This window comes from Streptomyces sp. NPDC059255, from assembly GCF_042752355.1.
Classification (GTDB): Bacteria; Actinomycetota; Actinomycetes; order Streptomycetales; family Streptomycetaceae; genus Streptomyces.
In genome coordinates this window covers 97,629-110,845 of sequence record NZ_JBHYZP010000032.1, presented here as the reverse complement: position 1 = coordinate 110,845, position 13,217 = coordinate 97,629, and the positions used below count along the sequence as shown (strand labels likewise).

The window sequence follows — 13,217 nt, the reverse complement described above, 5'->3', positions numbered from 1 at the left end:
CTGGTACTCACCGCCAAGGACGGGGAGTGGGACCAGGCGGAGGCCCTGGACACGGGGGCCGACGACTACCTCGCCAAACCCTTCTCCTACCTGGTGCTCGTCGCCCGACTGCGGGCCCTGGTCAGACGAGCCGTCTGCGAGCACGCCTCGCACACCTGAAGAACTGGCGCGTACCCGGCTCCGCCTCGACGTGAAGTGGGCCACCCGGCTCGTCCGCGCGCTGATGGTCCTCAACTGGCACGAGATCGCCCCGCGACGTTGTGCGCGTGCTCGCATCACAGCGCCTTCCCCGCAGGGGCGGTCTGCCAGGAGGGCGCCGAGCCGCTCTCGGGGTAAGTACGACGAACATCCGAGCCGACACCCGGGCCGGCCGACTCCCCGAACCGCAGCCCCGGCTTCGCCATCGCACGACGGCATCGCTGACAGTCGTCTGAAAATGAAGTTGGTTCAGACCATGGCATCGAGCATCGGTCGAGCAGAACCGGGGTAATGGGCTGTTTCTTTCCTCTGTCCGTTCAGGTTGGCCTCACTCGGTGACCTCATTGAATCTACTTCATCTCTGTTATTCTGTTGCGCCGCCCACCTGATCACGTACTGCAGAAGGGAAGTCCGTCATGCGCTTCCAGGGAAAGGTCGCGATCGTCACCGGAGGGGCCCGGGGCATGGGAGCCTCCCATGTACGCGGTCTGGCCGCCGAAGGCGCCCGGGTCCTCATCGGCGATGTGCTGGACAGTGAGGGAGAAGCCCTGGCCAGGGAGGTGCCCGGCGCACGGTACGTCCATCTCGATGTCACCCGTGAGGGCGCCTGGCAGCATGCCCTGCGTACCGCCGAGGAGAGCCTCGGCCCCGTGGACGTGCTGATCAACAACGCGGGGATCGTTCACTTCGGCGGTGTCGAGGAGCAGTCGCCGGAACACTTCCGGCGCACCCTCGACGTCAACCTGGTGGGCGCCTTCCTCGGCATGCACACCCTCCTCCCGGGCATGCGCGAACGCGGCGCGGGGGCCGTCGTCAATGTCTCGTCGGCGGCCGGAATGACGGGCTTCGCCGGCGCCGTGGGCTACGTCGCGAGCAAGTGGGGCGTGCGGGGCATGACGAAAGCGGCCGCACTGGACATGGCGGGCAGCGGGGTACGGATCAACTCCGTGCACCCCGGCGTCATACGGACCCCCATGGGCGAGAGCGCCTCGCCTCAGCTCTTCACCCATCAGCCTCTGCCGCGTATCGGGGAGCCGGCCGAGGTCACCCGTATGGTGCTCTTCCTCGCCGGCGACGACGCCTCCTTCACCACCGGGGGCGAATTCCTCATCGACGGCGGGCAGACCATCGGCGTGGCCGGGCACGGCGAGGCCGCGGCGGGCTGACCTGCTCCGTACGGCCACCACCGGCCGGGCATACGCATCGGGCCGACCTTCCACGGCACGCCGGTGTACGGAGCCCGGCGTGCCGTGGAAGGCCGGCCCCGCCGCTACAGGTCCTTGCGGACGGTGAGCAGGGTTCCGATGCCGATCAGGCAGACGGTCATGACGAAGAACGCCGGGGAGAGCAGGTTGCCCGTCCGGTCGACCAGGTAGGCGGCGATGTAGGGGGCCGTTCCGCCCGCGAGCACGGTACCGACGTTGTACCCGATGGCCATGCCGGTGTAGCGGACCCGGCGTTCGAACAGGTGTGGCCACAGACTCGCCGCGGGAACCTGCACGAGGGCGCTGCTGGCCATGTAGAGCAGGTACGCCACGCCCGCCAGGACCAGGCTGTGGCGGCCCATCAGCATCAACGCCGGATAGGCCGTCACCCCGAACCCGATCAGCCCCACCATGAGGACGCGCCGACAGCCGAACCGCGCGGACAGCCAGCCCGCGGGCACCATGAGCAGGACGGTGACGAGGACGACGCCCGCACTCACCCAGTACACGTGCGTGGAGTCGTAACCGAGTTCGGTCGTCATGTAGATGCCGATGTACGTCAGCCCGAGGAAGATGGCACCGCCCTGCGCCATCGAGAGACCGATGGACTGCAGCAGCGCTGTGCGGTGCGTGGCCAGAACCTCGCGGATCGGCGCCGTGGGGATGTCGGCGGCCTCCGCGGCCTTCTGGAACTCCGGGGTGTCCTCGATGCGCAGCCGGGCCCAGAGACAGATCAGAGTGAGCGGGATGGCCATCAGGAAGGGCAGTCGCCAGCCCCAGGAGTTCATCTGTTCCGTGGTGGTGAGCGCGGAGATCGCCCCGGCCGTGGCGGCCGCGAACATGAACCCGAGGTTCGACCCGATGGGGGTCACCGCCCCGAGGAACGACCTGCGCTTCGGCGGCGCCGACTCGTAGATGTAGGTGTAGGCGCCGACCGACTCGCCGCCGGAGGAGATGCCCTGCACCACGCGCATGAGGAAGAGCAGCACCGCCGCGGTGACGCCGATCTGCTCGTACGTCGGCAGCAGCCCCGTGATACTGCTGGCCACCCCCATGGCCAGCACCGAGGAGACGAGGGCCTTGCGCCGCCCCATCCGGTCGCCCACCCAGCCGAAGAAGACCCCGCCGATGGGACGCACCACCAGTCCGGTGGCGAACACCAGAAGCGCCGCCAGCAGGGAGGTCGCGGGGTTGTCGCTGGGAAAGAACTGCGGAGCGATCACCACGGCGAGATAGCCGTAGACGCTGAAGTCGTAGTACTCGATCAGGGTGCCGATACTGCCGGCGAGCATCGCACGGCGTACCGACCGCGGATCGAACGACGCGGCCTCCGCCCCTGGCGCGGCGGACCGCTGAGTCGCACTCATGATCCGGCTCTCCTTTCCTGCGGCAAGGACCGATCCCTGCCGATGTGCGGGGAGGGTAGTCGAACTGAACTCAGTACAGCTACCCTCGTGCATTCATGTGTGGACCACATAAGGTGAGAGAGGCATTAACCGAGGCGACAGGGCCGTTTCGGATGCGGGTGCACCTCGGGGAGGCCGGGGCGCAGACGCCGTCGGCCCACCGGAGCCAAGCCGAGTTCATGTGGAAACAGGGGGTGACGGGGGAGGGAATCGCTTTCTACCCGGTCGACCGGACCGATGGGGTACGGGCGCGGACGTGGTCTGCGCGGCGTCCACCGCGCAGGCCGGAACCTCGATGACACCACACCGATCCGGGCCCGTACACGACCACGGCCCCTTCCCGACGTGCCCTACGCCGTCGCGAGGGCCTCGGTGGGGGTCAGACGGGCGGCGCGGATGGAGGGGTAGACGCCGGCGAGCATGCCGATCAGGATCGCGCCGCCGAATCCGGCGGCCACCGAGCCGAGCGGGATGACCGGCTCCCAGCCCTGATGGGCGGCATAGGCGACGGTGGCCAGGGCGCCGAGTACGGTGCCTGCCAGACCGCCGAGCCCGGACAGGACGACGGATTCGGTGAGAAACTGGCCGCGTATCTGGCCCCGGTTGGCACCCAGAGCGCGGCGCAGTCCGATCTCCCGGCGGCGTTCGAGGACGGAGATGACCATGGTGTTGGCCACGCCGATGCCGCCGACGAGCAGGGCCACCCCGGCGAGTCCGAGGAAAAGCGCGGAGAAGGTGCTCTCGGTGGCCCGCTTGGCGGCCAGCGCGTCGGACGGGCGGCTGATCCGGACCAGGCCGGGCAGTTCGGGGTTGATGGTCGCGGGCAGCACCTCGCGTACGGCCTCGATCTCCGATTCCCTGGCCTTGAGGTAGATCACGGTGGGGTGGCCGTCGAACGTGAGCAGGCTGCGCGCGGCGTCCCAGCCGACCAGGACCGAGCGGTCGATGTCCGGCGACAGCGGGGTCTTCTCCAGGGTGCCGATGACCGTGAACCAGCGGCGGTTGATGTAGATCTGCGGGGCAGGCCGGCCGGCGGTGATCTTCGGGATGCCGAGGCTGGAGGCTGCGGCCGAGCCGAGGACGGCGGTGGGGAACTTCTCCGTGTCCGTGTTGAGGAATCGGCCCGAAGCCACCTTTCCGTTGATCGCCCGGAGCAGATCGACCTTGCCGGCCAGGACGGTCAGGCCCGCGTAGTCGCCGGCGCCGGCGCGGTCGTTGCGGAAGACCTCGGCATGGGTGTTGGCGACCGCGCTGGCCACCGTGACCGGCCCGATCCGGTCGGCCATGTCCACCGATTCCGGTGGCAGCAGCACCGGTGGGTCCTGGCGGACGGGCACGGCCTGGAGCATGTTGGTGCCCATCGCGGAGAGCTCGTTCAGCAGGGCTTTCTGGCTGGAGGCCGGGATCCCGGTGACGACGATCAGGGTGGCGATGCCGATCGAGATGCCGAGGGCGGACAGGGCTGCCCGCATCTTTCGGGTCCGGATACCGAGCAGCCCCAGGCTCAGGATGTCCAGCGGTGCCAGCCGCACCGGCCTGCTGTCGGCGACCCCGCCGGTGGGACGGCCGCGGGCGGGCCGGGTCGGTGTGAGGGTCATGACCAGCTTTCCGTACGGGCTTCGGTGCGGGCGTCGGCGGAGGAGTCGATGTGGGTGTCGGAGAGGATGCGGCCGTCGCGGACCTCCACCCGGCGGGGCAACTGGTTGGCGATGTCCCGGTCGTGGGTGATGACCGCGATGGTGGTCCCCTCTCGGTTCAACGTGGTCAGCAGATCCAGTACGGCCACGCCGTTGGCGGTGTCCAGCGCTCCCGTGGGCTCGTCCGCGAGGACCAGGACGGGCCGGTTGACGAGCGCGCGGGCGATCGCCACCCGCTGCCGCTCGCCGCCGGACAGCTGGTGCGGCAGGTGCCGGGCACGGCGCGCCAGCCCCACCCGGTTCAGCGCCTCCAGGGCCAGGGGGCGGCGCCGGCCGCGCCGCACCCCCGCGTACAGCAGGCCGGTGGCGACGTTCTCGGCGGCGGTCAGTCCGTCGGTGAGATGGAACTGCTGGAACACGAAGCCGAGTTGATGGCCCCGCAACGCCGACAGTCTCCGGTCGGAGAGTTGTGCGACGTCCTGACCGCCGATCTCCACCGTGCCGCTGGTCGGCCGGTCCAGCGTGCCCATGATGTTCAGCAGGGTCGACTTCCCGGACCCGGACGGGCCGACGATGCCGAGCAGTTCGCCCTGCGCGACGGTGAGCGAGACGTCGTCGAGGGCCGTGACCCCGCCGGGGTACACCATGCTCGCGCCGCGCACCGCCAGGACCGGGGGCGACATCATGAGGTCGTCACCACCTTGGTTCCCTCGCCGATGCCACTGCCGCTGATCTCCACCACGCCCTTGGAGAACATCCCCGTCTTCACCGCCACCAGCCGGCCGCCGGGCAACTGGACCGCGTAGCCGCCCTCGCGCAGCGCCAGCAGCGCGCCGACGGGCACGGCCAGCACGCCCTTGCGGGTCTCCGAGGTGAACCGCACCTGTACCGGCGCGGAGTTCAGCTTGCGCACCGCCGCCGTCTCGCCCAGTGTGACACCGACGGTCATCTGGGGCTGCCCGGAGGCGCTGTTGCCGTCACCGGCCCCCGCGTCGCCGAGCTGGACGGTGGCTCCGATGGAACCGATGGAGCCCTCGGCCGTGGAGCTGTCGGGCAGGACCACCGTCACCGGGTCGCCCCGCTTCATCGAGCCCGCGTCCGCCGGTTCCACCGCGACGGTCACCGACTTGGTGGTGGAAGTGACCGTCATCATAGGTCCCTCGGCCGCGTCGGCGAGCTGGGCCTGCACTGCGTCGACCCGTACGGCACCGGAGAGCACCGAGAGGTCGCCGACGCCCAGGGTGCCGGTGGCAGGCAGGCCGGCTCGGGTCTGCCAGCGTTTGACCGCGGCGACGAGGCCCCCGGTCAGGACCCCGTCGCCGCGCTCGACCCGCACCGGCGCCGGGGTGGAGGGAGCGGCGCCGGGCGAGGTGCTCGGCCCGGCGTCCGGTGCTCCGGCCGCCGCGGTGTCCGTACGGCCCGTCGCGCCGCCGGCCGTTCTCGCCGTGTCCGTGCCACCCGTCGCACCGCCGGCCGTCGCCGCCGTGTCCGTGCCACCCGTCGTGCCGCCGGCCGTCGCCGCCGTGTCCGTGCCACCCGTCGCGCCCGCGGCCGACGTGTCCGTACCGCCCGTCGTGCCCGCGTCCCCCCGTTCGGTGTCCGGCTCGTCCCGTAGGACCGGTTGTTGGGCGATCCAGGTGCCCATCGGGGGCTGCGCGCCGATGTCGTAACCGAGTCCGCGGAGGTTGTCGGCCACCATCTTCACGTCCGGCCCGGTGGTGCCCCTGGCCGCCAGCGTCCGGTACAGCGGCGTAGCACCGTAGAACACGGGCACCGGAACGTTGTCCACCCGGTACAGCGGCTCGCCCCGCCGCACCGTGGCCCCCGCCGCCGGCAGCCAGGTGATCAGACCTGCCTTGCCGCCCTTCACCGTCGTCGTCCGGCCGTAGCCGAGGGTTCCGTTCAGTGTCTGGGCGTTGGACAGGTCGGTTCTGGTCACGACGGCCGTCACGACCCGCGCGCCGCTGTCGGCCTTGGTGTCCGGTTTCCCGTCACGGTTCTGCCATACGGTCACGGTCAGCGCGCTCGCCATGACGACCGCCAGTGCCACCGCCCCGAGGACCAACCACCGTCCGCGCGGCGGACGTGCCGTCCCGGTGTCGTCAGTCATCGCCACCGAACGCCTTCACCTGGCAGTCGGTCCGGGCTTCGTCGTAGTGGGGAGCGTTCATGCTGGCTCCGTCCTCCAGGCCCCAGCCCTCCTCCGTGACCACGCTCTTGATGCCGCGCTTGTTCATGCAGCGCACCATGGTCCGCGCGTCGTCGCGGTAGTCCGGATTCCTGGCCGGGTCCAGCTCCGGCGGATCGAGCGGCTGCTTCCCCTCGCAGGCCTTCACACCGGGGGCGTCCGGCGGGGTCTTCTCCTTGTCCCCCGCACCGTTCTCCCTCAGGCAGGCGGTCCAGGCCTCGTACATGCGGTTGATCTCTTCGTTGGTGCTGTCCAGCCGGATCTGAGGGCGGCCCGAGTCGGGTTCGGCGCCGGTCGGCGGCGCCGAACCACCCTCCCCCGCCGGGCTGGTGATCGAGGCGACATCGCCCTGACCGCTCGTGCCCGTGTCCGCCTCGCCTCCGCCGCATGCGGTCAGGACGGCCAGCGCGGTCGCGCCGGCGAGGGTGAGAAGAGCGGCTCGGGGTGTACGGCTGCGCCCCGGCCGCGAGCGATGGGCGGACGTCGCGGGCCGGCCCCGCTCTGCTCGACTGAAGAGATTCGACATGGCTCACACCCTGGGCCGAAGATATTTCGATCCTGTCAGGGCGCCATCAGAAATCCGTCTGGTCTCCTCTCGCCGCCCTAATCTGACCCCCATGAACGCCCGTGTCCTCGTGGCCGAGGACGACACCAAACAGGCCGAGGTGATCCGCCGCTATCTGGAGCGTGAGGGCCACACCGCCCTGCTCGTCCATGACGGTCGCGCCGCGCTCGACGAGGTGCGCCGCCACCGGCCCGACCTGCTGGTCCTCGATGTGATGATGCCCGTCGTCGACGGACTGGACGTGTGCCGGATCCTGCGGCGCGAAAGCGATCTGCCGGTGCTGATGCTGACCGCCCGCAGCACCGAGGAGGACCTGCTGCTCGGCCTCGACCTCGGCGCCGACGACTACCTGACCAAGCCGTACAGCCCTCGCGAGCTGATGGCCCGTATCCGCACCCTGCTGCGGCGGACCCGGGGAGCCGCCGCGCCGGACGACCCGGTGCTGCGGATCGGCGCCCTCGCCCTCGACCCCGTCCGCCGTACCGTGGAGATCGAGGGCCGGAGCGTGGCATGCACGCCGGGTGAGTTCGATGTCCTCGCCGCGATGGCGGCCGAACCGGAACGGGTCTTCACCCGGCGCCAGTTGCTGGCCCGGACGCGCGGGGACGACCGTTACATCACCGAGCGGACCATCGACGTACACGTCCTGAATCTCCGCAAGAAGATCGAACCCGTTCCCCGGCAGCCCGTCTATCTGCGGACGGTGTTCGGGGTCGGCTACTGCCTCGTCGACGGCAGCCGTGGCCGCTGAGACGGAGGCCCGGGCCGCGGGGGAAACCCCGGCCAAGGGCAGAGGCAGAGGCAGAGGTAGGGGCACGGGCAAGGGCACGGACAGGCTGCCGCTGCGGCGGAGCCTGCTGGTCCGGCTGCTGGCGGCGTCGATCACGATCGCCGTGTGCTCGGTCGCGGCCACCGCCTGGCTGGCCGCGCGCACCACGACCAGCGCCATCCAGCACGAGCAGGGTCAAGTCCTCGCCAACGACGCCCAGATCTACGACACGGTCATCGGCTACGCCGCCGGTCACAGCGACTGGTCCGGGGTGGAGCCGCTCCTGAGTCGGCTGGCCGAGCGGACCAAGCGCCGGATCACCCTGACCACCCAGGACCGCCGGCCCCTCGCCGTGGCCGGCTCCGCCACCGCCCTCCCCACCAGGGCCTCGGCGCTCGTCGACCCTCTGCGGGCCGACCCGGCGCTGCTGCCCGGCGTCACGGCGGAGGGCATCGACCCGCGGGCGGTGGGCCCGTACCGGCTGCCGGAGGCGGAACGCGGGGAACTGCTGGGCCGCGTGGAGACCCTGCAGGCCTGCCTGCGCAACACCATCGGTTCCCCGGCGGCGGTCACCGAAGCGCCGAGCGGCCGGCCCTCCATCGTCCTCACCGGCGACAACGGAACCCGGCAGAAGACCAGCGAGGCGTGTGGCCTGTACGCGCTCGACGCTCCCACTCCCACCGAGACACGGGCGCTCGATCAGCTCAACGACCTGGTCGACGCCTGTGTGAGACGCCAGAACCTGGCCCCCGTGACGGTCGGTCTCAGCTTCGCTCCCAACGGGAACAGCGACGAGGCCGTACAGCGGTGCATCGACACCGCCCGCCGCGAGCAGCTCGCCCCGCACGTGGCTCCGCCCGCGCTGCTGTTCGTCACCGCCCAGGGCGGCTCGGCCGCACCCGGATTCGATCTCTCCCCGGCCAACACGGTCCGGGTCGCCGGCGTCGCCGCCCTCGTGCTCCTCCTCACCGTGGCCGTCACCGTCACCGTCGGCACCCGGCTGGTCGGACCGCTCCGGGCGCTGACCGACGCCGCCCGCCGCCCGCCGCACCAGCAGCATCTGCGGGTACCGGTGACCACCCATGACGAGATCGGTCATCTGGCCGCCGCCTTCAACGACCTGTCGGAGCGCCGCGAGCGCATGGAAGGCCAGCGCAAGGCCATGGTCAGCGACATCGCCCATGAGCTGCGCACCCCGCTCAGCACGATCCGCAGCTGGCTCGAAGCGGCCCAGGACGGACTGGCCGCCTCCGACGACGCGTTCATCGCCTCCCTGCTGGAGGAAGCCCTGCTGCTCCAGCACATCGTCGACGATCTCCAGCACCTGGCTCAGGCCGACGCGGGCCGGTTCCGGATGCGCCCCGAGCCCCTGGGCCTGCGCGAACTCCTGGACCAGGTGGCCGCCGCCCACCGCGGCCTGGCCGAGGCCGCGGGTGTCACGCTCACCACGCACGCCGAGGGCGACCCCGTCCTCTCCGCGGACCCCGTGCGCCTGCGCCAGACCATCGGCAACCTGCTGTCCAACGCCGTCCGGCACACCCCTCCCGGCGGCAACGTGACCCTGCGCTGCCGCCACACCACCGACCACGTGGTGATCGAGGTCGCCGACACCGGCACCGGCATCGACGCCGGCGACCTGCCCCACGTCTTCGACCGCTTCTGGCGTGCCGACAAGTCCCGCAGCCGCCGGACCGGCGGCAGCGGCCTGGGCCTGGCCATCGTCCGCCAGCTCACCGAAGCCCACGGCGGCACGGTCTCCGTGGCCAGCACTCCGGGCACGGAAACGGTCTTCACCCTCACCCTGCCGCGGTGCCGGGAGAGCCGACGGTGAGGAGTCGCGCTTCGAACGGTGCGAGGTCGACCACCCCGTCCAGGACGTCCCGCTCTCCGACGGCCGAGTGGGACGACCAGCGGGTGGTCCTTGAACCGGGGAAGGGGACGCTTCGACGGCGGTCGGAGAGGTTCACCACCACCAGCACCGAGGCTTCGCCGTCACCTCGGAGACAGACGAGATACTCCGGGTCGGAGGAGAGCACGGTGATGGCTCCCCGGCGCAGGGCGGCCAGTTCCCGCCGGAGCACGAGAAGCTCCTTGACCTGGGTGAGGACCGAGCGAGGGTCGGTTTCCTGCCGCTCGACGCTGAGCGAGGGTGCCCAGGAGGCGATCGGCAGCCACGGTTCGGCGTCGCCGGAGGTGAATCCGGCGTGCGCCGCGGTCCCGCTCCACGGCATGGGCATACGCTGCGGGTCCCGGCCGAGTCCGAGTCCGGGCGCGCGGAGTTCGGCGCAGTCGCGCGCGTGCCCACTGTCGACGTGTACGTCGGGCAGGCCGAGCTCGTCACCGTAGTAGAGGGTCGGTGTTCCCTTGAGGGTGAGCAGCAGAGCGAGCGCCCCGGGGACGCGTTCGGGTCCGATACGGCTGGCGAGGCGGGACCTGTCGTGGTTGCTCAGCACCCAGTTGGGCTGCGAGCCGGCGGGGAGTGCGGCGTAGTACCGCCGGATCAGGTCCGCCAGGTCCAGGCCGTTCCACGGGGCGTCGATGAGGGAGAAGTTCATCGCGAGGTCCAGCCCGCGGGAGCCGAGCGCGGCCACGCGTTCGAGCTTGAGGTGCAACTCCCCCATCAGCATCCGGTCGTCGTACTCCTCGGTGACCGCGTGCATCTCCGCGAGCAGGCCCGGAAGTTCGGGCTGGTCGGCGGTGTATTTCTGGACCTGCCGGACCGTGGTGTGCGCGGCCGCCCCGCCGATCTCGAACGAGTCACCTCCGTCGTCCGCCGGGTTGTCACGGAGTCGCGCGTCCTTGATGAGGCGCCATACGGCGTCCACCCGGAATCCGTCGACGCCCCGGTCCAGCCAGAACCGCATGACGTCGAACATCGACCTTTTGACGTCGGGGTTGCGCCAGTTCAGGCTCGGCTGTTCCGGGAGATGCGCGTGGTAGTAGTACTGTCCGGTCCGCTCGTGCAGCGTCCAGGCGGGTCCGCCGAAGGCGGAGGCCCAGTTGTTGGGCGGGCCGCCGTCGGGGCTCGGGTCGTGCCAGATGTAGTAGTCCCGGTGTGCGCTGTCACGGCCCGACAGGGCGTCGCGGAACCACGGATGCTCACTTGAGGTGTGCTGGGGTACGTAGTCGAGAACGACACGGAGTCCGCGGTCGTGCGCACCCTTGACGACCCGGTCGAAGACCGCGAGATCACCGAACACCTCGCCGATCCGCGTGTGGTCGGAGACGTCGTACCCGAAGTCCAGCAGAGGCGACCCGTACACCGGGCTCAGCCAGACGGCCGTCACGCCGAGTGCCGCGATGTGGTCCAGGCGCTGTTCCACGCCCCACAGGTCGCCGAATCCGTCGGCGTTGCCGTCCTGGAACGACGGTACGTACACCTGGTAGAGGACTCCCTCCCGCCACCACTGTCCGCTGCTGCTCGCATCCCGCATCCGAGGGTTCATCCTTTCACCGCTCCCGACGTGAGGCCGGACACGATCTTCTTCTGGAAGACGAGGACCAGCAGGATGAGCGGGATCGATATGATCAGCGAGGCGGCGCTGATCGTGCCGAGCGGCTGCTCGTACTCACTCGATCCGCTGAAGAAGGCGATGGCGACAGGAACCGTGCGCGACTCGGGGCTGTAGGTCAGTGTGGCGGCGAGCAGGAACTCGTTCCAGGCGAAAATGAACGCGAGGATTCCCACCGTCGCGATGCCGGGCACCGCGAGGGGAAGGATGACCTTGTAGTAGGCCTGGAAAGGTGTGGCCCCGTCGATGTAGGCGGCCTCCTCCAGTTCCACGGGGATTTCCTTGAAGAAGGTCACGAGGGTGTAGATCGACAGCGGCAGCGTGAAGGTCAGATAGGGGATGATCAGCCCTACCAGGGTGTTGTAGAGCCCGAGATCGTTCCACAGGGAGAACATCGGGGCGGCGATCGCGATGCCGGGGAACGCCGTCACCGACAGGACGACGCTGAGGATGAGGAACTTGCCGCGCATCTTCAGCCGCGCGAGAGGGTACGCGGCGAACGACGCGACGACGAGCGCGAGGGCCGTGGAGACCGTGGCCACGATTCCCGAGTTGGCGAGGGCCCTGAGGAACTGGGAATCGCCGAGCACCGACGTGAAATTGTCGAAACTCGGGTGGGGAGGGAAGAGACTCGCCGTCGAGAGGTCGGCCCCGGTCTTCAGTGACGTGTTGATGAGCCAGTAGAAGGGCACCAGCGAGAAGACCATGACGGCCGCGACGGCACACCACACCAGCGGGTTGCGCTCGGCACCGCGCCGTCGGGACCTGTGGCGTACGGGCGGCTGCCCGTCCATGACCGCGTGGGTCATCGCGAACCTCCCTTGACGACCGATCGGATGTTGCCGCCGGCGAAACGGATGTAGACGAACGAGACGAGCATGACGATCACGAAGGTGAGGATCGATACGGCGGAGCCCTCACCGATCAGCTGTTTTCCCCGCAGGGTCTGATACGCGAGGATGGACATCGTGTCCGTTCCGTGCGCACCGCGCGTCAGGACGAACGGCAGATCGAACACGCGCAGGGCGTCGAGCGTTCGGAAGATCATCGCCAGTGCGATCGCCGGCCACAGCAGGGGAAGGGTCACACTCCGGAAGTGCCGGAAGGCACTTGCGCCGTCGAGCTGCGACGCCTCGCGCAGTTCGGCCGGGATGACCTGAAGGCCGGCGAGCACGAGCAGGGCGACGAAGGGCGCCGTCTTCCAGACGTCCGCCAGGACCACCACGGTCATCGCGTATCCGTCCTGCCCGAGCCAGACCACGTTGTTGCCCGTGATGCCCATCGAGCTGAGCAGTGTGGAGACGAGGCCGAGGTTCGGATCGAAGATGGTCCGCCACGTGATGGCGCTCACCACGGTCAGGATCGCGTAGGGAAGCAGGACGACACTGCGCAGGAGTGTTCTGAACCGGAACGCGATGTTGAGCAGAAGGGCGATTCCCGTTCCGATGACGAGTTCGAGGGGGACCGAGATCGCCGTGAAGAGGAACGTGTGGCCCACCGCGTCCCACCAGGCGCGCGAGGTGAGCTGTTCCGTGTAATTCGCCAGGCCGACGAACCGGGAGAGCCCCGGTGTGATGATGCTGTACTGGTGCAGGGAGAGCCATATCGCGTAGAGGATGGGGTATCCCGCGATGGCGGCCATGAGGATCAGGGCCGGCGCCACCATACGTCCGGCGAGCCGCCGTTCGGTGGAGTCCGCGGCCCAGTGCTTGGAGGATCTGAGGAATTGCATGGTGT

The 13,217-nt window shown here is 69.8% G+C and carries 11 protein-coding genes and 1 pseudogene; 4 read left to right on the top strand and 8 right to left on the bottom strand.

Going from position 1 to position 13,217, the window contains the following annotated elements; genetic code table 11:
* Positions 1-132, top strand: a pseudogene (locus tag ACFXKG_RS30425) (response regulator transcription factor); the annotation flags it as partial.
* 482 nt (positions 133-614) lie between these two features.
* Positions 615-1,364, top strand: coding sequence for an SDR family oxidoreductase (locus ACFXKG_RS30420; protein WP_384845886.1), 750 nt, complete (start codon positions 615-617; stop codon positions 1,362-1,364).
* A gap of 104 nt (positions 1,365-1,468) precedes the next feature.
* On the opposite strand, the gene ACFXKG_RS30415 is transcribed toward ACFXKG_RS30420, so the two are convergent.
* The 5 genes from ACFXKG_RS30415 to ACFXKG_RS30395 all read right to left on the bottom strand — a co-directional run bounded on the left by ACFXKG_RS30415 (position 1,469) and on the right by ACFXKG_RS30395 (position 7,160).
* Entirely contained in the window at positions 1,469-2,770 is a 1,302-nt protein-coding gene (locus tag ACFXKG_RS30415) for an MFS transporter (protein WP_384845884.1), read from the bottom strand.
* A gap of 389 nt (positions 2,771-3,159) precedes the next feature.
* A complete protein-coding gene (locus tag ACFXKG_RS30410; protein WP_384845882.1) occupies positions 3,160-4,407 on the bottom strand; it encodes an ABC transporter permease in 1,248 nt (415 codons plus the stop codon).
* Entirely contained in the window at positions 4,404-5,132 is a 729-nt protein-coding gene (locus ACFXKG_RS30405) for an ABC transporter ATP-binding protein (protein WP_384845880.1), read from the bottom strand. The genes ACFXKG_RS30410 and ACFXKG_RS30405 overlap by 4 nt, the downstream gene beginning before the upstream one ends.
* On the bottom strand, positions 5,129-6,556 hold the full coding sequence (locus ACFXKG_RS30400) for a hypothetical protein (protein WP_384845878.1): 1,428 nt from the start codon (positions 6,554-6,556) through the stop codon (positions 5,129-5,131). The genes ACFXKG_RS30405 and ACFXKG_RS30400 overlap by 4 nt, the downstream gene beginning before the upstream one ends.
* Positions 6,549-7,160, bottom strand: coding sequence for a hypothetical protein (locus ACFXKG_RS30395; RefSeq protein WP_384845876.1), 612 nt, complete (start codon positions 7,158-7,160; stop codon positions 6,549-6,551). Before ACFXKG_RS30395 ends, ACFXKG_RS30400 begins: the two co-directional genes overlap by 8 nt.
* Positions 7,161-7,251: 91 nt before the next feature.
* Between ACFXKG_RS30395 and ACFXKG_RS30390 the strand changes: the two genes are divergently transcribed.
* Together ACFXKG_RS30390 and ACFXKG_RS30385 are read left to right on the top strand one after the other, a co-directional pair.
* A complete protein-coding gene (locus ACFXKG_RS30390; RefSeq protein ID WP_384845874.1) occupies positions 7,252-7,950 on the top strand; it encodes a response regulator transcription factor in 699 nt (232 codons plus the stop codon).
* Entirely contained in the window at positions 7,940-9,799 is a 1,860-nt protein-coding gene (locus ACFXKG_RS30385; protein ID WP_384845872.1) for an ATP-binding protein, read from the top strand. The genes ACFXKG_RS30390 and ACFXKG_RS30385 overlap by 11 nt, the downstream gene beginning before the upstream one ends.
* On the opposite strand, the gene ACFXKG_RS30380 is transcribed toward ACFXKG_RS30385, so the two are convergent.
* The 3 genes from ACFXKG_RS30380 to ACFXKG_RS30370 are packed head-to-tail and all read right to left on the bottom strand — an operon-like array spanning position 9,765 to position 13,212.
* Entirely contained in the window at positions 9,765-11,402 is a 1,638-nt protein-coding gene (locus ACFXKG_RS30380) for an alpha-amylase family glycosyl hydrolase (protein WP_384845870.1), read from the bottom strand. The genes ACFXKG_RS30385 and ACFXKG_RS30380 overlap by 35 nt on opposite strands.
* Positions 11,403-11,410: 8 nt before the next feature.
* Positions 11,411-12,289 carry a carbohydrate ABC transporter permease gene (locus ACFXKG_RS30375; protein WP_384845868.1) on the bottom strand — a complete coding sequence of 293 codons (879 nt, stop codon included), beginning with the start codon at positions 12,287-12,289 and terminating at the stop codon, positions 11,411-11,413.
* Positions 12,286-13,212, bottom strand: a complete 927-nt coding sequence (locus tag ACFXKG_RS30370; RefSeq protein WP_384845866.1) for a carbohydrate ABC transporter permease — start codon at positions 13,210-13,212, stop codon at positions 12,286-12,288. The genes ACFXKG_RS30375 and ACFXKG_RS30370 overlap by 4 nt, the downstream gene beginning before the upstream one ends.
* Between the last annotated feature and the right edge of the window lie 5 nt (positions 13,213-13,217).